A 21,003-nucleotide genomic window follows, 5' to 3' on the forward strand; every position below is an offset into this window, starting at 1 on the left:
AATGTGACCACCTTGTATTGACCACGCATAATATCGACGGTCCGAGCTCAGGCGATGTCAAACACAGAAATCCCAAGCTGCTCGGCAGACATTCTCTCAGTCAGGCCAGATCGCGAGGCCAATCATGGCAAAACCCGGGTAAGCCGTCGCGATCGTCAGCAGCAGTGCCAGGACCATCTGATCAGCGGCCACAAGATTCAGACACGCCGTCAAACCGCAAATGACGCAGGTGCAGCCTCTGGCCAAGTACTGCGGGCGTTTCAGTCGAGTAGCATTCATCTGCTGATCTCATGTTTCAGGGTGTTATTGTGGCATCTGTTTCCCTTACAAATGCACGACACAATGTTCCCGTCCGAATTTCAGCCCGCATCGCTGAGGGACTTTCCCTGCGACGATGCGCGTACGGACGGATGAGGAATGCTACGGGAGACTGCCGTTCCTGAGGAGGAATCATGATCCGGATTGCCGTTTTGATGCTGTTTTGCCTGACAGCCCCCATGCCGGATGACCAGCCTGCTGACAGCATCGCAGAAAGTTTGGCACCATGGAATCAATGGCGAGGTCCACTTGGCACCGGCGTGGCCGTTGGCGCAACACCTCCGGTGGAATGGACGACCGAGAAGAATGTGCGGTGGAAAACACGGCTGCCCGGCAAAGGACACAGTTCGCCGGTGCTGTGGCACGATCGCGTGTTTGTCACGGCAGCCATTCCGATCGGGCCGAAGCTGCCTCCGCGCATGAGCGGTCGGCCGGGCGAACACGACAATCTGCCGGTCGACAGCAGATACCAGTTTGCCGTGATTGCTCTCGATCGCCGCGATGGCACCATCCTGTGGCAAACGGTCGTTCGGGAAGAAGTCCCAATCGAAGCAGGGCACTACTCCGGCAGCCTGGCCTCCGCATCCCCGGTGACGGATGGAAGATTCGTTTTCGCCAGTTTTGGAGCGCAGGGGCTGTATTGCCTGAACATGAACGGAAAGGTTGTCTGGAAAAAAGATACGGGACCAGTCCATACAAAACACGGACATGGTCATGGATCATCCCCCGCTCTTTATGGTGAATGCCTGGTCCTGAATCAGGATCACGAAGACGACTCATTTCTTTTGGTGCTGGAAAAAACAACGGGCGAAGAAATCTGGAAAAAAGAACGAACAGAAGATACCTCCTGGAGTTCACCGATCGTGATCGAACGTCGGGATCAGGAAGGAGTAATTCAACCGGAAATCGTCGTGTGCGGCACGAATCGTGTCCGTGGATATCATCTCAGCACCGGCAAAGTTCTCTGGGAATGTAGCGGCATGTCGTCCAACGTTGTTGCAACGCCCGTATATTCGAATGGCGTCCTTTACGTCGGCAGTAGTTACGAAAAGAAAGTACTGATCGCAATTAAGTTAGAAGACGTGAGCGGTGATTTGACGGGAACGGATCACGTTCTCTGGGTCCGGTCACGCGGTACGCCTTATGTTCCATCGATGCTGTTGTACGACGATGCCGTCTATTTTCTGACGCACTATCAGAATGTGCTGACCCGAGTGCACGGCCCCACGGGAGAGGACGATCCCGGCGCATTGCGACTGGGGCCACTGGGCAACATCTATTCGTCACCGGTCGGCGCCAATGGTCATGTCTACATTACCGATCTGTCAGGAACCACTATGGTGATTACGCATGCTTCATCACCGAAACTGGTGGCAGTGAATCGGCTCGATGAGCCCATTGCCGCGTCCGCAGCCATTCGGGGCGACGAAATCTTTCTGCGGGGCGAACAGCATCTGTTCTGCATCGGGGCCACCGAATAGCGAACGCATCGGGATTTCTTTTTCTGACCGGGTGTGAGGTTAGCTGTCCGCTGAAAAACCTGGACAGGCACGCAGGACGACTGGAAACCGTCGTGTTTTGAGGTCTCCTGTTCGAGCCAGTCAGCCAGTCCCGTTTTTCAACAGGTGTTAGGTTAGATCCGCTTTGCGCAACTAGCTGTGTGCCATCGGCCAATCAGCAGGAGTTAATCAAAAAAGCTCACGCTGGCCAGCATCGGCCTGTGACTTCGATTTCCTGCTCCCTTTTTCGGATTCCGGTTTTGGAAGCGATCGGCCCAGGTGATTCAGGGCCTTCAGTGTCACCATTCGGCCGCGCGGTGTGCGCTGAACGAAGCCTTCGCGAAGCAGGAATGGTTCGACTTCATCTTCCAGGGTATCCGGGGGCACGTTGATGGTATGCCCGATTGCCTGCACACCTGCCGGGCCGCCCGCAAAAACGCTGATGATCGTCTCCAGATAGCTGCGATCCTGCTGTTCGAGCCCTGCGTCATCAACGCCTTTCATTCGCAGAGCCGCTGTAGCGACCTCTGTCGTAATCCTGCCGTCCGCACGGGCATCCGCGTAGTCGCGAGTCCAGCGGAGCCAGTTGTTCGCTTTTCGCGGCGTGCCGCGTGAACGCAGAGCAATCGCGCGGGCGGCATCGGGAGAAATCGTCGTCCGCAGTTTGGCGGCGTTGCGTGTGATGATATCGGCTAGGTCTTCCAGAGAATAAAAGCTCAGATGTTCCCGATTCACAAAGCGATCGCGCAGTGGAGCGGTGAGCATTCCGCTGCGGGTCGTCGCTCCGATCAGCGTGAACGGCTGAAGCTGCATGTTGATCGTCCGCGCGTTCAGCCCGTCTCCCAGGGTGATATCGATGCGGAAGTCTTCCATGGCCGGATAAATGAACTCTTCCACTGTCGGGGGCAGTCGGTGAATTTCGTCGATGAAAAGAACGGAGCCGTAGCTTGCGTTCGTCAGGTACGGAAGCAGGTCCTTGGGCGCTGCAAGCGAAGGACCAGATGTGATTTGAAGCTCTGTCCCCAGTTCCTTCGGGATTACCGAGGCCAGTGTCGTTTTACCAAGTCCAGGAGGGCCGTCAAAAAGAAGATGCCCCAGCGGTTCTTTGCGTTTCTTTGTTGCCTGCAGAAGAATCTGCAATCGTTCGACGACATCTCGCTGCCCAACGACATCTTCCAGTCGCGACGGGCGAAGTTCATCATCCAGACGTTCGTCAACCTGGCTTCCGGGGGGGCCCTCGAACTTCGATTCGTCGGCGAATTCAGATCCGCCTCCGACCGCTGTCCCGCCTCCGAAATTAGAGCGTCCATCCTTGCCACCGGATGAACCTGTATCCGGAGCATTTTCGTTTCGGATCGTTGCTTTGCGAGCCACTAAAATCAGCCTCCTGCCAGTGCGGCCTGCATGACATCTTCCGGCAGGCTGAAGTTGGCTGTTACGTTCTGTATGTCGTCATTGTCTTCCAGGGCATCAATCAGCTTCAAAACTCCTGATGCAGATTCGCCGTCCAGTTCGACCTGGTTTTGGGGGATCCGGGCAATTTCGGACGAAACTGTCGGTATCCCTGCGGCTTCCAGGGTAGAGGCGATCGCCTGAAATGTATCGACTGAACCCAAAACGACAAAATGGTTTCCTGAACGACTCACATCATCCGCGCCGGCCTCCAGAGCTAGCTCAAACACTGCCTCTTCGGATACCACGGACTCATCGATCACAAATTGGGCTCTGCGGTCAAACATCCAGGCAACGCATCCCGTTGCACCCAGATTTCCGCCGTTGACTTCGAAAATCCTCCGAATTTCTCCTGCGGTCCGATTTCGATTCTCCGTCAGAATCTCACAGAGCACAGCAACTCCGGCCGGACCGTATCCTTCGTACAGCAGTTCTTCGTACTTATCGCCACCAACATCACCGCAACCTCGCCTGATGGCTCGATCAATATTGTCATTGGGCATACTGGCTTTGCGGGCTTTTTCGATGGCGTAACGCAGTGCCAGGTTACTGTCCGGATCGGGCCCACCATGCTGAGCCGCAACAATAATGGCGCGGCTGAGTTTGGTGAACAGCTTGCCTCGCTTCTTGTCGACGCGAGCTTTCTTGATGGCAATGTTTGCCCAGTGAGAGTGTCCAGCCATGATCGTGCAACAAAGACGAAAATTGAAGTTCCGGAAGTACTCAACGAGAATGCAAGGGAAGAACCGATCCGCGGGGAATCAGAAAGCCGAACAACAAACGCACCGGAACAGATGCCTCGGCTGAACTTCTGCCAGGCCCCCGATGACGGACGCGTCCAACGCTGTCTCCATTCGTGATGGATCCTGCTGTCTTGTTGACGCAGACGAACCCAATGCTAACGGATGAACACAGGCTGCCCTTTGGGGAGCCTTTCTTAGTTCGCAGGAGCAGATGACGATTCAGACGCTGCCTCAACGCCCGGCTTGCCTGGTTCTCCGTCGATTTTGTTTTGAATGCGTTCAACGATTTTGGGATCCGGACGACTCGCATCCTGCTCCGCCTTTAGCGCCCGCTTCCAGGCGTCAAGGGCTTCCTCTTTTTTCCCCATGGTGTCCAGCACGTCGCCCATGTGTTCCAGAATCGTTGAATCCTGATAGTCGGGATCACTGACGGCCTTCTGGAGTTCCGCCAGCGCTTCTTCGTGGCGACCAAGTCGGAACAGAACCCAGCCAAGGCTGTCCAGATAAGCCGGGTTGTCCGGCTGGGATTCGACGGCAAGGCGAATCATCTTTTCCGCCTTCTCCAGGTTTTTGTTGTGGTCGGCATACAGATAGCCCAGGTCATTGTTGACGCCGACATCTGTGGGATCTTCTTCGTAGACTTCCTCCAGAATTTTTTCACCCTCGTCCAGTTCACCGCTCTGAACAAGGGCATTCGACAGCCCCATTTTCAGACGTCGTCGAGTATCCGGATCCGTTTTTTCATCTTCGATCAGGTCTTTGTATTGTTGGACAGCTTCCTTCCACCGTCCCTGCTGTGAATAGATTCCAGCCAGTGTTGAACGGCTTCGCAGTACTGTTTCCGCGTCCTGTGCGAAGTCCTGCAGGCACGACTGAAGGACCCGTTCTGCTTCTTCAAACTGCTCGGCCTGTGCCAGCACCCACCCCAGCTGATAGCGAAGCAAAGGGATCTGATTCTGACTCAGGCTGACCGCAAGCCGAATTGCTTCCAGAGCTGCCTCGTGGTTGTCATCAAACGCATGTGCCTGAGACAGTCGGTAAAGGCCCTCAAGTTTCTTTCCGTTATTCAGGCCGGGCAGTTGAACCAGCTGAGTATAGGTGCGAGCGGATTCGGCGTATTTTTCAGCGATCAGCAGATAGAAACCATATTCCTCCAACGCCTGAACGATGAGCGCAGGTTCCGGATTGCCTTCCAGAGTTGCCTTTAGTAGATCGCCCTCGTCATCGCTGAGCTCCGCGTCCTTCGCCACGCGCGAACAGAAATACAACACCTGAGGTGGCAGGCTGTTGGGTTTCTCCGTACGAATCCGCTGACATGACTCTACGACTTGTTTTGCAAACGGCTGAGATTCCAGAACGACGGGGACCAGTGGCAGAATTTCCACGAGTTGCAGTCTTGCACGCACCGCTCGATTCATGGTGGCAATCAGCGTGTCGGCATTGCGTCGAATCACCTCAATGCGCATCAGGCCCTGATAGGCGGCCACTTCGCCGGTGTTGTCCAGAAGCGCCTGATAAGTATCGGCCGCCTTATCAATTTCGCCCCTGTCCAGCATGACCTGAGCAATGGCCATCCGCAACGCGGTCGGGTCGTTGGCTCCATCCATCAGCTTTTCAAGCTGTGGAATCAGTTCATCGGTTCTTGATGTGGCTTCGTAAAGATCCTTCAGCAGCACGATGGATTCGTCAACACGACCACCCGTCTTGAAGTACGTGTCCAGGTTCTTCTGACATTCGTCCAGTTTGTCTTTCATGAAATATGCCCGAGCCAGCAGAAGATGATGCTGTCCAGGCTGATTCTTCTCAATTCGGTTCAGGGCCTCAAAGGCTTCAATCGCCAGGTCGGTCCTTCCGGCATCCATCAGCACCGCACCGGCCGCTTCGTAGCTGGACGCGCGGTCTTTCAGCAGCGACTGATGCTCGCGAAAACTGAGTCCAAAGTCTTCAGGCCGTTCCAGGGCCTTCAACAGAATTTCGTAGCTGTCTGCCGCGCCCTTCATATTGCGAAGCGCCAGCAACAACCGCGCACGGACCTGATGAAGAGAAACGAATTCGCGGGAATCGTGCTTCAGTGTTTTCGAAGTCAAAGCAGAATCGATCATCTGAACGGCACGAACCGGCTGGCGGGCAGAAACCAGGAACATGGCCAGTTGCAGGCGCGTTTCGTAGTCGTTCGGATCCAGTTCAATGGCTTCCTGAGCCTTCCGGATTCCCTCTTCATTGCGGCCCATCCGCAGCAGGACCAGGGCAAGTGCTTTTCGAGGACTGGCGACTCCCGGAGCAGCCTCAGCAGATTTCTCAAAGGCATCGGCCGCTTCCTGCATATTGCCGCGCTTCTGCGCGAGCAAACCCGCCATGTACCACGAGAGCGCTTCGGTGTTGGCCGGGTCGATCTGATTGCTTTCGTCTTTCAACTCAAAAGCAACGTCGTCGCCAGGTTGACGCAGGCCTTCCAGCGCAGGTTTCTGTTCAGTCTGAGCCCGAAGGCTTGATGGCCAGGCCGCCTGACTGATGACCAGCCCAATAACAGAAAGGATGGTAATCCACCTCTGTGACTGTCTTGATCTCTGTGACTGTCTGGATCTCTGCGATTGTTTTAATCTCAGTGATTGCTGTGACTGCTTAGATCGAGTCATGGTTCGAATCTTTTCAGGTCGAAAACAAACGGAAGTCCCGGAATACCATAGAAGTATCTCTGACTCCAGGACAGGTGTCGAGCCTGAAAAAAAGCGTCTCAATGCGTACATTCCATTCCGAAACGCATGGATATCCGGCGGTTTGCCGGTCGCCTGTGACCTGATTCGTGCGATGTCGGACGATGGAATTAAAGGCAGGCCGAATGCCGTAGACGTGCAGGACTGGCAGCGTTTCAGTCACGCAGATATTCTTTCTCAGATGCAAAACTTTGAGGCAATCGCCGGAAACCTCATCCGCGCCAGGGAACAACCCGTGGCGCAGAGAACTGACCTGCTTCGATCTGCCTGCCCGGAAATCGTGCGGCAGATTGAAACGGATCGCGGACTGTCCGGGCCCACGATTTTCTGGGGACGCTCCGTGAATCTCGATGAATTTACGAAGAGCGTGATTGTCGATGCGTCGATCCTGGAAACCATTTTGCATCTGGGAGGTCGCCCGACGAATCTGAGTTCGCCCCATGCCGGTCTGCAGCACACCTACGGTTACCTGTTCAGCCTGATTGAAACGCCATTCGGAAAAAAACGCGATCGCTGGGTCTCCAACACTCTGGAGCTTTCGCTTGGACTGCCGGACGATGTGCTGGGACCGGCGCCGAAACAGGGCACGCTGCTCTCAAATGCCACCTGGCTGGCCGGACAAATCGCCTTTCAGGGCCATGACCGCCGTTCGTGGCTGCAACGCTGTCTTGCTCGCCATGTCTCTGACCCTTTGAAGAATTTGTCGATCGATAAAATGCCGGGCGTTCGCTTCACGGAGGTGGTTGCGCTGCCATTGGCTGGCGGTGGAAAGTCGCCCCTGGAACTCGTCACAGATCTGGTCGAACTTCCGTTAGCTGCAGAGAAGGGATTTGCCGAACGATGGCTTCTGGTTTACAGCATTCACGACCATCATAAATCGTCGCCGCAACTGGTCACATTGTTCACAGTCACGGACGAGTTCGTGGATGCTCTTCGAGACAGAGCTGCAAAACGCAAACGCTCTGATGTGCGACTGCGCTACAACGCGTGGTATCCCCGGATGACTCAGGGCCACTATTCCGGGACGATAACCCTAAAAGCCCGTGAAACACGCTGAACTTTCAAGGCTGGCCCGAATCTTCGCTTGCACCACTTCCCGCTATTCACCGCCGCCCGCTTTCTCCACTGCGTGCCGGAGTGCCCAAACCTTGCGAGGCCGGCGGTGCCTGGAATGACCCGTGCGAGGTTGAACTCGTGCGGCGGTCGGTCGTCTGTTTTGTCGATTCCTGCTAGAATCACTGTTCTGGTTCGGGCAATACAAAAGAAACGATTCCGGTGAAAGATCTCATGTTGACGCAATTCCAACTTTTCCGCGGCAGAAATTCTGCAGGCAACTGCTGCATGCTTTTTGCGATTCTCCTGACATGCTTCGCGTTTCTTGTGTCGGGCCAGCAGTGTTCGGCTCAGGAGACTCTTCAGGACCCGGCGTGGAAGTACGTGCTGCGTCGGCCACCTCAGCGCTGGTTTCAGCCTGACTTTGATGATCAGAACTGGCTGGACGGTGCCGGAGGTTTCGGGGATGCCGATACCCCTGGAGCGCGCGTCGGAACGGACTGGAGTACGAATAACATCTGGCTGCGACGGACCATCGTTCTGGAGAACATTCCTGAAAACCCGTCGTTGTACATCCATCATGATGAAGACGCTGAAGTCTACATCAACGGCAGGAAAGTTCTTGCGGTCAAAGGGTACACAACGAAGTATCAGGTCATGCCTCTGGATGAGGATGGAAAAACAGCCCTGAAAACCGGCAGGAACCTGATCGCCGTTCATTGTGCTCAAACCGGTGGCGGTCAATTCATTGATGTGCACGTGATTGATGGCAAAAACGTTCCGGCCCTTCCAGCTCCAAAACGGAAGGAACGCCCGTTTCAATCGGACCTGATCACAAAATGGGGAGAGGCCGTCACTGCCGACAACGTCTGGCAGCAGTACCCGCGGCCTGGCCTGGTTCGCCAGAACTGGACCAACCTGAACGGAAACTGGGATTATGCTGTCACCGATCGAACCGTTGATACGATTCCGAATGCCTGGGACGGAAAGATTCTCGTCCCGTTCTGTCTCGAATCACGTCTTGGCGGTGTCCAGAAACTTCTGCACAGTGATCAGGCCCTCTGGTACCATCGAAACTTCGATGCGAAACGAGATCCGCAGAAGCGACTGATGCTGAACTTCGAAGCCGTGGATTATGAATGCCGGATTTTTGTAAACGGCACAGAAACGGGGCATCACAAAGGCGGGAACACACCCTTCAGCGTGGATGCGACAGACGTCATTGTCGACGGAAAAAATGAACTGGTGGTGCGAGTCACCGACGATACCGAAGAATCGCAGTTGCGAGGCAAGCAGTCACGCACACCACGTGGTATCTGGTATACACAGGTTTCCGGCATCTGGCAGACCGTCTGGATGGAAACCGTCCCCGTGCGTCACATTGCCGATTTGAAGATTTCGACCAATGTCGATACCGGCAGCATCAGCGTCACTCCTGTCACGACAGGTCCCGCCGTTGATGGCGAAACAATTCGACTGTCCGTTGTTTCCGGAGATCAGATGCTGCAAGGCTCTTCTCAGGGAACAGTCAAGGTCGTTGTTCCGGATGCGAAGCTGTGGTCGCCATCATCGCCACATCTTTACGACCTGAAACTCGCCATTCTTGATGCATCGGGCAACATCGTCGATGAGATCTCATCCTACGCCGGGATTCGATCCGTTGGCAAAGCGAAAGATACAGACGGCCACTGGCGCATGACGCTGAACGGCAAGCCTGTCTTTCACTGGGGACCGCTGGATCGAGGATGGTGGCCCGCGATGGCCTGCTGGCGCCACCATCGTTCAGCGATGGTCTGGAGATATCGACTATCTGAAAGACGCCGGGCTTCAACGCGATCCATGCTTACATCAAGGTCGAACCACGCTTGTATTACCACTACTGCGATCAGGTTGGCATGCTGGTTTGGCAGGATCAGGTGAGCAGTGGGTCATCGCTGATGTGACTCGACTGGGGACCAGATCCCATGGACGCAGAATGGACCGATGCCGATCATTCGCAGTTTGAAGCTGAATTCGAATCGATGGTGAATGAACTGGAAAACTACCCATCCATCGTCGTGTGGACACCGTTCAACGAAGCCTGGGGACAGCACAAGACCGTGGAAGTTGGCGAGTGGGCCGTTCAGCGTGACCCTTCGCGATTAATCAATATTGCCAGTGGAGGAAACTTCTGGCCGGTGGGCGACATCGTCGACGAACATCGTTATCCACATCCCGGTTTTCCATTCGATGCCAGGCGTTATGCCGACTTTGTCATGGTCGTGGGAGAATTCGGCGGGCACGGTTTGCCAACCGAAGGACACCTCTGGGATCCCAACCGCCGCAACTGGGGCTATGGCGATCTGCCAAAGAACAAGGACGAATACCGAGCTCGCTATATCGAATCGATCCGCTTGCTGACGGAACTGAAACAGCAGGGAATCGCCGCAGGCGTTTACACTCAAACCACCGATGTCGAAGGCGAAATCAACGGACTGGTGACCTACGACCGGCGAGTGATCAAGCTGTCTGCCGACGAACTAAGAAAAATCCATCAACCCCTGTTGGCCGAATGATCACCCTGCCAATCACCCACCGGTGGGTATCTCGCCGGTGGGTCTCCTGCGGGTGAATGGTGACGCCAGCAGGCTCTGCGCCGCTCAGAAGCCGGATTCGTCAGAATTTCGTTGCGTTTCAAACTTCCTACGGCAGCGCCTTACCCTGTCGAGGCAACCGCCAGCCTCTTTCTGAGCATTCACTGCGAGATGGCCCGTGTGCGGCTGAGGCCACCGGCCTACTCGCCTTTGAAATCCGCAGGCCGTTTCGCAGCGAATGCGGCCAGTCCTTCCTGAGCGTCTGGAAGTTCGAGGCATCGAATGTAAGCGTCCGTGTCAGCCCGATAGGCAACTTTGGGCTGAGAGCCTTCATCCAGATGAACCAGACGTTTGGTTTCACGCAGTGCGTCAGCGGGCATTGCAAGCAATCGCTCTGCCAATTCAAAACCGCGCTGCAGCAGTGACACTTCGGCAACAACCTCGTTCACCAGTCCCCACTCCATGGCTTTTGCCGACGAAATCGGCTGGCCCATCATGCACATTTCCAGGGCACGACTCTTGCCAACCAGCGACGTGAGCTGTGCGATCCCGTAACCCGGGGGCCAGCCCAGCAGGATTTCCGGCATCCCAAAACGGGCAGAATGCGTCGCGAGACGCAGGTCCGCCGAATAGGCCGCCACACACCCTGCACCGAATGCGTCTCCGTTCACAAGTGCAATCACAGGCTGCGGCAATCGTTCGAAAGCCAGATAGGTTTCTGCCTGCAGATGGCTGAGCGATCGGGCGGCTTCCATCGATAGTGATCGCAGTTCTTTCACATCATCGCCCGCACAGAAAGCTCGCCCCGCCCCCGTCAGCAACACCACTCGAACGTCCTTCGGATGTCCAAGCAACCATGAAACAACAGAACCAAGTTCGTGCGTCATCTGAACATTCACCGCATTCAGTGATGCGGGACGATTCAGCATGACCGTGGCGATGCGATTCTGAATGTTGACCTGAATGGTTTTTAGTTGTGGCAGAGAACCCATGTTTGCGGTCAGAGACATAGCCCGCAGTTGTTTATCGTCTCCGCGATCGGCTGCAGAAAGTTTGACGATGTTTTCCACAATTCGGTCCACCTGCACGACAGCACGAACGTGGGTTCCTTCGCCAATCAATCGCTCTCCGCAATAGGCCTGCACATCGAAGCGGATGCGACGACCTTCCACCGCCGTCACCTTGGCAACTCCGTGCACCGTTGAACCGATGCCAGCGGCCCCAATATGTCGGATGTTTACATCAACGCCCACTGTTTCTTCGCCGGTTTCCAGGAAGGGGCGCAGAGCTTCGCGAGCCGATCGTTCCATCAGCAGGATCATGTTGGGGGTCGAAAATACTGTCGCGCGAGGGTCACCGCCCAGCGTGATGACCATGTTTGCGTCAACAACCCAGGTGAGTCGCCCAATCGTTCCTGCTGCCAGTCCGGATCTCATATCAGTTTCGTTCTGTGTTGAGTGAATCGCTGCGTGCTGCGCTGCGTTCAGAAGGTAACCATTTCTGGTCATCGACAAAAGTTACCGCCGAAAGTTGTGTTTGGGTCTGAGCATGGAAACAAGCAAACAACTTCCGTCAACAGCAGCCCGTTCCTTGCGAATGGAAGGATCCCCGGAACGCCTCCGAGAAACCTGCTCAACAGGAAACCCGCAGCGGTCTTCGCTCCTGAGCGGATGATTGCCTGTGCTGCTGATCGGTTTCGGCTGACCGGCAATCGCCAATGGGATCGTGGCAGGTGCACGATGGCGAAAGGTGCCTGTAACGACTCGCCCGCGGCCGTCGGCAATTTCCGGACATGGGGCTATCGCCAACACTCGAACAAGGCCATCGATGCCGTATTCGGGGCCGGAAATGCCATTCTCTTGCCGCAGCGTCACGCTGGCGTCGATGCCATGGGATTGCGACGATGATGTAGATGACGATGATGTAGATGTAGATGTAGATGTTGATGACCCTCTGCGATTCAGCCCGGAGGGCTTGCAGAAATTAGCCGGTGGTCGCCGCCGAGCGGCGCACCACCGGTCACCAGCCCACAATCGCCCGCATCCTGAAGGGATGCCAGAATTATACATCGGAGGATTTGATTGCGATTTGAAGAAATCCAGCATCCCTCCGGGATGCAATCTCGTTGTTGGGGCCATTTCCGGTGGTGCGCCGCTCGGCGGCGACCACCGGCTAATCTCTGATGTCCCTCCGGGACGAATCACAGAATTCAGTCTGAGGCGTCGCGCGTTCCAGACGAGTGAGTCAGAATCGCCGCGTCGCCGGAGAATGACGCAGCCAGCTCAACATCTGCGGCAGGCCGAGCATCACTTTGACTGAGCGGTTCCACACGCGAAGAAACCGTCCCTGAGTTCTCCGCCGCCGCCCTCGCCTGCGTCGCCTTGTGGACACTGAACCCAGCAACACAAAACAACAACCCAACAGCAAACAAAACCCGCACGCGGTATCCAAATAAAAGCGAGTGATGCTTCATGATGAAATCTCGTGGTCCTGACGCGGAAAGTTCCAAAGTCGGTTTCCAACATTCCCGTTGAACGGCATCCAATCGCTGCTGGTACCACGTGATTGTCGAACAGCTTCGCGGTCGATTCAGTTTTTTGCCTTCATTGAAACGCGAAAGTCATTCCGCCCGTCTGTCGAAAAATAGAAGCGGAACTCACATGGCAGATTACTTTGACTTAACCACAACAACTGTTTTGGCCACAGAGCGGGACCACCATGCCCTTCAGTCGACCACCAATAACAGCGGACCACCAGTTTTCTTGCTGACGGTCTATTCGCAATTTCCCGGAGCTTGGAGAGTCGTGGTGTGATCTGTGCCTCCAGCCAATCAACGTGGTGACGGAGATCGAGTGAATCAACAGCCGGCTCTGATTTCAATTGCCACGTGTCATAATCGCACTTCCAGAAGAATCCCGATGTGTCGTCGAGTAAATCACCCTTGTTATGAAAAATGCAATGTTCGCGACCGAACAGTGAGTTCATTTCATCTACGTCAATGTGATCGGCTTCAAAGTGAATTGCAGCAAACGTTCCATCTGCTGATGGATAATCAACATCCATGGGAATCAAACGAGGCGGGCTACAATGTGGCCTCAAACACTCTCTGTTAATACCGGATTCTTCGTGATGGACATTTGCCTGACGGTGCACTCGCAAGATCCAGTCACCGCTTGCACTCTCAAACAATACCGCAATCGTGAACTCCAAATCGAGTGCGGCCAGCCATTGCAATGACTCAGCATCTAGTGACGGCCCTGTTGAGGGTGACCGCGACCAAGAAAGCGTGTAGATCTGTAACCACGAATTGCTATCTGATAACGCAGCTCTCAATCGGTCAACTGAAGAACCGAGTTTGCGTCGGATGTGAGCAATGTGCGAATCAATTCGGTTGCTCTCCACTTCGTTTTCGGTCGAAGTCTTGAATGTTGCGGTCTCGGATTGACTCGAGGTCGCAGCATCCAAGCCTAGTTCAAGGCACAACCGACGGACCTCTTCGCTAGTTGTCAAACATCTCAACTCGACAAACGGAATTGAGAATTCGTCGCAGGTTTGGGATGTCGCATTTGTCACTATGACGAAACTCCGTGAACATCAGAGATAATCAAGAATCGAATCGATGAAGTTTCCATCAAGGTCGAAGTATTTTCCAAACTCATCAATGATTCCGTGATGATCATTCCCCAATCCCAAGTTCTTGCCCGGGTCTTTGAGCGACTCGAGGGCTCGACCCCATTCTCGCGATGTGAGGTTCTTTCCAAATTTTTCGTTGAGCGCCTTTGCCGTGTTTTCAAGGAATGTGTGTTCCGGTTTTTGGTGCGGAAATTCTTAATTTCTCGCCGAACAAGACCACCATTTTTCAGAAGTTGCTCGCACAGGTCATTCCCGTTATGCACCAGCACACCGCTGGTGCCGACATGGTAGACGTGTGCGACGTGGACTTCGAGGTTGTAGACGAAGGTTTGTTCGGGGACGGGGGTTGTGGAGACGACGGTGGTCAGGCCGTTGGGCGTTCGCAGAGTTTCGCCAAATTTTAGTGAGTCGGCTCTGACGAAGTCCTGCCGATCTTCGCTCCAGAACGGATGATTGCCCGTGCAGCCGATCGGTGAGGACTCACCGGCAATCGTCAGATCGATCGTGCGGGCCACTCGATGCCGAAACGTCCCCGTGACGACTCGACCGGGGCCGGCGGCGATCTCGGGACACGGCTCTATCGCCAGCACGCGGGCGTTACCGTCGATGCTGTATTCGGGGAAGGCACGCGGGGTTCTGTTGCCTTCGCGTCACTGGCGTCATTTCCACGACACTGCGAGTATGCTGTATTCGCTCCCACGATTCAGCCCGGAGGGCTTGCAGAAATTAGCCGGTGGTCGCCGCCGAGCGGCGCACCACCGGTCACCAGCCCACAATCGCCCGCATCCTGAAGGGATGCCGGAATTATGCATCGGAGGATTTGATTGCGATTTGAAGAAATCCAGCATCCCTCCGGGATGCAATCTCGTTGTTGGGGTTCCGGTGGTGCGCCGCTCGGCGGCGACCACCGGCTAATCTCGATGTCCCTTTGGGACGAATCGCAGGATGTGGCAACAAAAAGAATTCAAAAAGGTGGCAGGAACCGTTTCCATTCGAGATCAGGGCAGGAACAAGGACAGTGATTGATTGGCTATGGGACGATGCGCAGCCAGTCCTGATGTCGACTGACGATTGGGTGGGCATGATGTGGTTGGCACTAACCGACGCTGGAAACGGCAACTTACGACAATCGCCGAACCGTGCAATGAAGATGCGTAGCGGAAGCAGGAATGGACCTGGGTGGCGAAGCCGGGTGTCTTGATAATCGACGAACTCTCGGTTCGATCGGGTGATTGCGAACGTTCGAAGTCCAGCTCCAGTATCCGGCACTCGCTACTTCGCGGTATGCAAAGATTGATATTGTGATAATTCCTGAGGTCTGATAGCCTGGGTGGCGAGCCAGCACGGCGTTTTTCATGCGGATTCCACTGATGATTGTGACGTGCTTCGCACTTGGACAAACCGGCTGTTCGACTCTGATCGCCAGGTCTGGGACAGAACTATGGACGTTCAAATCGATCGAAGAAGTTCATGCCGTCTTTGGCAATCCCATTGAGATACGAAAGAACGAATCTGGTACCACCGAAACCTATCGGACGCGGCGAAAGCTCGCAGAACCTTCAAACGGTTACGGTATGGAGTTTGTCATGCTTTGGGGCACGAGAGAGCCTAAGAATACCTGGACCGAATTGAGCAAGTACGGCCGAACGATTCTTGCCAGCCGACGTGTTGAATTCCGGTATGACAATCAAGGCAATGTCAGCTCCTGGTCTGCTGAGAGTGGCTTCGGCGACTGACGCGCTGGTGCAAAGGACTGCGAACAAACGCGTTCGCCTACCGTCATTTTGCATGACACTCGAAGAAGCTGAATCTCTCTCTTAGGGACTATTTCCGAATGGCATTGGTACGCCATGCCGATTCCTGCTGATCCAATCGATGAAGCGAGTGATTTGCTACTTTTCAACTCGGGATACGAATTGTTGCGGCGTGCAACGTCAACAGGTTTCTTTACGACGCCAGCCGATGTGACTGCTGGCCATCGTTACTGGTCGCGTTTGCATCAAATGGTTGCAGTGACTACTTTGCTGACCATACAGGAACTTCGCCTCCCCCAATGATCGAAATTGATTTGGATTACATGGTCGAGCAGAATCTGAGTGAAGATCACGGACTCAGATTCTGCGATTTCGACCCATGGTACGAGAAGAGGATTGCGAGAAGACAAACAAAACGTTGAAGCGGTGTTGCCATCACCGCGTTACGAATGCCAGGCTCACAGCCGACAATCCGGGCGATGCATCCCTTAACATTGCAGCAGGCAAATGAAGTACGCAGCTTTCCTGAGCGGAATAAACGTCGGCAAAAGACGTGTCAAAATGCCGGTCCTTGCAGAAGTCTTTGAGGAACTTGGACATCAGAACGTCGCCACGTTCATCGCCAGCGGCAACGTCATTTTCCAAAGCAACAAGCGAAAACAATCTCTGATTGAGGACAATGCAGGCGATGCTCTTCGGCAGAGACTGGGGTATGAGGTGAACGTGTTCGTGCGCAGTTTTGACGACCTCAAAACGATCGCGAACGCGGAAACTCTCGACGAACACGAATCAGGGCAGTCCACGATTAATGTCGCATTTATGCGTAACGAATTGGATGCCAAAACAGCTGACAAGCTGGAATCTGTTCGAACCGAACACGATTCATTTCGCGTGATCGGTCGTGAATTCTACTGGATCTGTACAACCAGAATCTCCGAATCGAAGGTTTGGGCACTGCCTGAGACAAAATCGATCCAGCTCCCTCGCAACACCGTGCGAAATATAACGACAATCCGAAGGCTCGTCTCGAAATTCTTCACTGACTAACAACTGACTAACATTGAGACGGGTCCGGAACGTTGGTGTCTGGCTCACACTTCGATTGTGCATGCGTAATCTGCTGGCGCTTCGGAAAGGCCGAACCATTCAATACTCGCGGATTGTCGAGTGCCGCATATGAATCACATGCACTGAAACTGGGCTCGGCGACGGAGTCTGCAAATTCAGTCACTGGGCCCAATCCGGTGGTGCTCGATCCATACCCACAGTTGTGGAACAGATTTGGCCTTCGCGTTCATGGATACCCAAAGTCAGGTTTCAGCTGCTGCGGCTTCAAGCGCCTCGCGACCGACCGGTGGATCTACTTGCCAGGCGATGAGGGCCGTGCGAGCCGCGTGTTCAGACGTGACTTCTTTGATGTACTTAAACTCGTGCATCTGCCGTTCCATCAGGATTGGATCAGTCACCTTTAATGGTGCCAGACTCTGATTGATGACCCATCCAAATGGTTCGATTTCAGCTCGTCGCAGGTCTCGCTGCAGTTGAGCAGCTTCGTGCACCGGGGTCGCTTCAGGCAGCGTGACGATCAGCACTCTCGTAAGTTCCGGATTCCGTAAACGTGGCAACAGATTCTGCACTGCTTCGGGCATCTTACTGGCTTGCCGAGTGACCTCACGATGATAGGCTAGCGCAGAATCCAGCAGCAGGATGGTATGTCCTGTCGGGGCGGTATCAAGAACGACAAATGTATTGGTAGCCTCTGCGACTGCGTCGGCGAACGCTCGAAAGACCGCAATTTCTTCTGTGCAGGGCGATCTGAGGTCTTCTGCCAGCAGCAATTTGCCAGCTTCATCCAGTTCTGCCCCGGCGTTCTGCATCACCTCTGCGGAATACTTTGCAGTTTCAACAACAGGATCAATGCGACTGACTTTAAGATTGGGAAGGCTCTGACCGCTGACCGCCGCTGCGACATGAGCCGCTGGGTCCGTGGTCGAAAGATGAACTTGAAAGCCACGACCCGCAAGTGCTGTTGCGACAGCAGCCGCAACGGTCGTTTTGCCAACGCCGCCCTTTCCCACAGCCAGAATCAGTCCATGTCCCGGGGCCGCAAGCTCTTCGATCAGGACGTTTAACGACGGCGGCAATTCAGCCATCTGCAGGGTATCGAGATGAACTTTCTGAGTGCCCCCATCGAAATCTTCCGGCCTGCCTAGCTGACGCAGCGATTCAATGCCAAGGACTCCGCCAGGCCTCATGCGGATCACGGTCCGGTCCAGCACCGTTAGCGTTTCCGGCATTGCTGCGATTGCCGCGTCTCCCCGGTGCTGCATCGCATTTGCAATTCCATCGGAGGGATCGGATACCTGAAATACGGCATTGATGACCAGAGACTGGTTGTTGACGCCGAGTGATCTCAATTCGCGACTCGTACGATCCGCCTCGCGAAAAGCGGTGACCTCCGGGCGCGTGACGAGGATTAAGGTGGTGATGTCAGGATTGCTCAACGCTTCAACACTTCGCTTGTAGAGTGATTGTTGAGCCTGCAGTCCAGCGAGCGGTCCGATGCATGATGTGCCAGTGGTATTCGATTCCATGAACCCTGACCACGCCGATGGCAGAGTCAGCAGGCGAAGGGTGTGTCCTGTCGGAGCGGTGTCAAATATCACGTGGTCAAATTCGGCGGTCGCCGCAGAATCTCCGAGCAGTCGAGAGAACTCGTCGAACGCAGCAATCTCAAGGGTACATGATCCCGAAAACTGTTCCTCCATGCTCTGAATGGCTGCTGGTGGAAGAAGACCCCGATAGGGGCCCACCATTCGTTCGCGATACTCGGCTGCCGACTGTTCAGGATCAAGATTCATCCCGAACAAATTGGGTACCGCTTCAACAGGTGTCGGTTTCTGCCCAAGTTCTGACCCCAGAACCTCGTCAAGATTTGAAGCAGGATCCGTCGAAACCAACAGCACTCGTTTTCCGGAATCCGCCAGCCTGACTGCTGTCGCACAGGCAATTGACGTTTTACCAACGCCACCCTTGCCGGTGAAGAACAGATTGCGAGTTGGTGCGTTTAGAAATTCCATTTGCAGGAGCCCCTTCCTGAAGAACTGTGCTGATGACATCAGCGAACATCGACACCAGACGTCTGTGCTGCTGGCAGGTACCCCGGGAGTTCAGCGTTATCAGCAGCAGCCTGTATCTCCGCTGCAGCAGCCATCGGATGCGATGGGCAGTGAAACCCTGGGAAGAGAATCTTTGCCTTGTTCCCGATCGCCCGTCCAGTCGTGAAGCATGTCAAGAGTTGGATACGTGGCCTGACTCACAACTTGATCATTTACCATGATCACGGGAAGGACATCCGTTCCTTTGGTTGAAATCAAAGCATGAATCGTCGTGTTTTCGATGAAAGCCTGCGGCTGCTGCGCAAGATTGTATCTTTCGACTGTGTGTCCTGCATTTTTCAGCGTTTCCAGATCCGCAGCGAACCTGGGAAGTACTGGATCGACTTGAGGTCCACATATGCCGGTCGAACAACACATGGGCTTGTCATAGATTCGAATTGTTTTCATGCGAGCCTTCCTTTCGCTGTAGTCAACGCGGTCGATTTGATTCTGGCACCATCTTAATTCTTACAAGTTTTCATCAAACACAATCGAATCCATTCCGGAATGTTTTCACGAGTCGCAAAGATCGTACGCGCATTCCCGATTCAGACGCCAGCAGGACGGGTTCGGCGCCGGCCAGACGGGTGCTGACCAACGAACGCCGGAAGCAGTTTTTCACCGAACAATCTGGAGACTGACGGACTTGTTGCGATGCGCCATCGTGCTGTCGATGCAGCCGCCCTTCACGTGAGTCCTGCGTTTGCGCGATCCGCCTCGGCCATCAACAGCCGCGTGCCGCAGTCATTGAATCGGCCGGTTACCCCTGCAAATGAAGCGATGGACGGAAGCCCAGAGTCCCTTTGCTGGGTGATTCTGGTAGAATTCACGCCAACTGTGCCGATGGAAATGCGTCGAATCGAGCCGGACACTTTGCGGCTTTGTTCACGTTCGTTCGTTTTGTCTCTGAATTCAGCCAGACGCCTGACTGCAATGACTTCGGTCTTTTTTTTAACGGCGTTATTGCGTCACTTCCTGCCGGAGCCCGATGCTATGAAACTTTGTGTGCGACGACGATTTCTGTTGAGCGGCCTTGTTGGTTTCTTCCTGTGCTGGCATGAGACGGTCGGTACCGCGCGTGTGTTCTGCGATACAAATCATGGCAATCAACAATCGCTGACGAACGAAACCCCGGTGGAGAAGTCGTCGATTGCGGTCGCAAACGGTCAGCTGACAATCATTCAGCGAGCAAAAGATTCCGATGCATCTGACAACAGACTGCTCATTCATTTTCACGGCGCTGTACCTACGGTTCAAACCGCATTGAATCGCTGCAGAGTGCCCGGAACGGTCGCGGTGGTGAACTTCCCGGGGTTGTCTTCTGCTTACTCCGAACCTTTTACAGCTGACCCGAAGTTATTCGAGACCATCCTGAAAGCATGCTTGCCGGGTAGAGATATTGCAACACATGAACCCGATCTGACATTGTCGTCGTTTAGCGCGGGGTATGGTGCGATCCGGGAGATTCTGAAGTCGCGGGAACACTTTGATCGAGTGGACGCAATCGTGACCGCGGATTCCATCTATGCCGGGCTCGATTCAGAAAGCCCGGTGCGTATGGTCTCAGTTACCAACATGCAGGACTTTCTGCGGTTTGCTGACGCAGCGACGCAGAAAAGGAAGGTGTTTATTTTATCTCATTCCGCACAGCGGACTCCATACGCCAGCACAACGGAAACCGCCGGATACCTGCTGAACTCGCTGGGAATTAACCGTACACAAACCCATCAGATACACCAGACCGGATTTCTACCATCGACAACAGCACGTCAGGGTTACTTTGAAGTGATGGGATTTGAAGGCGAGACCGGTCAACATCATATGCAGCATCTGCACAATGTTGATGTGTTATGGAACAAACGATTTTCATTGCCCTCGGTACCTCCCATCAGCGAACCTTGACTGATGATGGATCGGCAGGCACATGCCGAGTATTCGGGTAAATCTGCCGTCGTGCGTTGCTCAACTGATAGCTCAAAGATCTGTGATGCCTCGGATATCGTGGCGAATTTCGCCGGATTTCAACCCCTGAGTCGTACGGGTGACAGAGTCGTTTTGGTGGCAGACGATTTCCCTTTCCCGGCTGCTCGGCATTGTTTTCCGGGG

18 protein-coding genes are annotated in these 21,003 nt (G+C 54.5%); 10 read left to right on the forward strand and 8 right to left on the reverse strand.

Features of this window, described 5'->3' with window-relative positions:
- Positions 1–96: 96 nt before the first annotated feature.
- Positions 97–279 (reverse strand): hypothetical protein, encoded by a 183-nt coding sequence (locus tag R3C20_20430; GenBank protein MEZ6042875.1) that lies wholly within the window; start codon positions 277–279, stop codon positions 97–99.
- 173 nt (positions 280–452) lie between these two features.
- Here R3C20_20430 and R3C20_20435 point away from each other — a divergent pair, with 173 nt between their 5' ends.
- Entirely contained in the window at positions 453–1,799 is a 1,347-nt protein-coding gene (locus R3C20_20435; protein MEZ6042876.1) for a PQQ-binding-like beta-propeller repeat protein, read from the forward strand.
- A 207-nt stretch (positions 1,800–2,006) separates the two neighbouring features.
- On the opposite strand, the gene ruvB is transcribed toward R3C20_20435, so the two are convergent.
- From ruvB to R3C20_20450, 3 genes are all read right to left on the reverse strand, one after another.
- Positions 2,007–3,191, reverse strand: a complete 1,185-nt coding sequence (gene ruvB, locus R3C20_20440) for a Holliday junction branch migration DNA helicase RuvB (protein MEZ6042877.1) — start codon at positions 3,189–3,191, stop codon at positions 2,007–2,009.
- Positions 3,192–3,196: 5 nt separating this feature from the next.
- Entirely contained in the window at positions 3,197–3,952 is a 756-nt protein-coding gene (locus R3C20_20445; protein MEZ6042878.1) for a YebC/PmpR family DNA-binding transcriptional regulator, read from the reverse strand.
- Between the two features lie 254 nt (positions 3,953–4,206).
- The gene (locus R3C20_20450; GenBank protein ID MEZ6042879.1) at positions 4,207–6,648 is read right to left on the reverse strand and encodes a tetratricopeptide repeat protein; all 2,442 of its coding nucleotides are present in this window, start codon (positions 6,646–6,648) and stop codon (positions 4,207–4,209) included.
- Between R3C20_20450 and R3C20_20455 the strand changes: the two genes are divergently transcribed.
- From R3C20_20455 to R3C20_20465, 3 genes are all read left to right on the forward strand, one after another.
- Positions 6,647–7,783 carry a hypothetical protein gene (locus R3C20_20455; GenBank protein ID MEZ6042880.1) on the forward strand — a complete coding sequence of 379 codons (1,137 nt, stop codon included), beginning with the start codon at positions 6,647–6,649 and terminating at the stop codon, positions 7,781–7,783. The two genes, R3C20_20450 and R3C20_20455, sit on opposite strands and share 2 nt — an antisense overlap.
- Positions 7,784–8,067: 284 nt before the next feature.
- The gene (locus R3C20_20460; protein ID MEZ6042881.1) at positions 8,068–9,699 is read left to right on the forward strand and encodes a hypothetical protein; all 1,632 of its coding nucleotides are present in this window, start codon (positions 8,068–8,070) and stop codon (positions 9,697–9,699) included.
- A 44-nt stretch (positions 9,700–9,743) separates the two neighbouring features.
- On the forward strand, positions 9,744–10,334 hold the full coding sequence (locus R3C20_20465) for a hypothetical protein (protein MEZ6042882.1): 591 nt from the start codon (positions 9,744–9,746) through the stop codon (positions 10,332–10,334).
- A gap of 218 nt (positions 10,335–10,552) precedes the next feature.
- On the opposite strand, the gene R3C20_20470 is transcribed toward R3C20_20465, so the two are convergent.
- Positions 10,553–11,860, reverse strand: a complete 1,308-nt coding sequence (locus R3C20_20470) for an enoyl-CoA hydratase-related protein (protein ID MEZ6042883.1) — start codon at positions 11,858–11,860, stop codon at positions 10,553–10,555.
- A 340-nt stretch (positions 11,861–12,200) separates the two neighbouring features.
- Here R3C20_20470 and R3C20_20475 point away from each other — a divergent pair, with 340 nt between their 5' ends.
- On the forward strand, positions 12,201–12,671 hold the full coding sequence (locus R3C20_20475; protein ID MEZ6042884.1) for a hypothetical protein: 471 nt from the start codon (positions 12,201–12,203) through the stop codon (positions 12,669–12,671).
- 270 nt (positions 12,672–12,941) lie between these two features.
- On the opposite strand, the gene R3C20_20480 is transcribed toward R3C20_20475, so the two are convergent.
- Complete coding sequence (locus tag R3C20_20480; GenBank protein MEZ6042885.1) at positions 12,942–13,415, reverse strand: DUF4279 domain-containing protein; 474 nt, start codon at positions 13,413–13,415, stop codon at positions 12,942–12,944.
- A 1,088-nt stretch (positions 13,416–14,503) separates the two neighbouring features.
- Here R3C20_20480 and R3C20_20485 point away from each other — a divergent pair.
- The 4 genes from R3C20_20485 to R3C20_20500 all read left to right on the forward strand — a co-directional run bounded on the left by R3C20_20485 (position 14,504) and on the right by R3C20_20500 (position 16,786).
- Entirely contained in the window at positions 14,504–14,776 is a 273-nt protein-coding gene (locus R3C20_20485) for a hypothetical protein (protein MEZ6042886.1), read from the forward strand.
- A gap of 564 nt (positions 14,777–15,340) precedes the next feature.
- On the forward strand, positions 15,341–15,721 hold the full coding sequence (locus tag R3C20_20490) for a hypothetical protein (protein ID MEZ6042887.1): 381 nt from the start codon (positions 15,341–15,343) through the stop codon (positions 15,719–15,721).
- A gap of 114 nt (positions 15,722–15,835) precedes the next feature.
- Positions 15,836–16,042 (forward strand): hypothetical protein, encoded by a 207-nt coding sequence (locus tag R3C20_20495; GenBank protein ID MEZ6042888.1) that lies wholly within the window; start codon positions 15,836–15,838, stop codon positions 16,040–16,042.
- 204 nt (positions 16,043–16,246) lie between these two features.
- A complete protein-coding gene (locus R3C20_20500; protein MEZ6042889.1) occupies positions 16,247–16,786 on the forward strand; it encodes a DUF1697 domain-containing protein in 540 nt (179 codons plus the stop codon).
- A 263-nt stretch (positions 16,787–17,049) separates the two neighbouring features.
- Here R3C20_20500 and arsA read toward each other — a convergent pair whose 3' ends face one another.
- Both arsA and arsD read right to left on the reverse strand, forming a co-directional pair.
- Positions 17,050–18,819: an arsenical pump-driving ATPase gene (gene arsA, locus R3C20_20505; protein ID MEZ6042890.1), complete on the reverse strand. Its 1,770-nt coding sequence runs from the start codon at positions 18,817–18,819 to the stop codon at positions 17,050–17,052.
- A gap of 99 nt (positions 18,820–18,918) precedes the next feature.
- Positions 18,919–19,305: an arsenite efflux transporter metallochaperone ArsD gene (arsD, locus tag R3C20_20510; GenBank protein ID MEZ6042891.1), complete on the reverse strand. Its 387-nt coding sequence runs from the start codon at positions 19,303–19,305 to the stop codon at positions 18,919–18,921.
- A gap of 246 nt (positions 19,306–19,551) precedes the next feature.
- Here arsD and R3C20_20515 point away from each other — a divergent pair, with 246 nt between their 5' ends.
- On the forward strand, positions 19,552–20,799 hold the full coding sequence (locus R3C20_20515; GenBank protein MEZ6042892.1) for a hypothetical protein: 1,248 nt from the start codon (positions 19,552–19,554) through the stop codon (positions 20,797–20,799).
- Positions 20,800–21,003: the final 204 nt, after the last annotated feature.

The sequence above is a fragment of the Planctomycetaceae bacterium genome, assembly GCA_041398825.1.
In the GTDB taxonomy this organism is placed as follows: Bacteria; Planctomycetota; Planctomycetia; order Planctomycetales; family Planctomycetaceae; genus F1-80-MAGs062.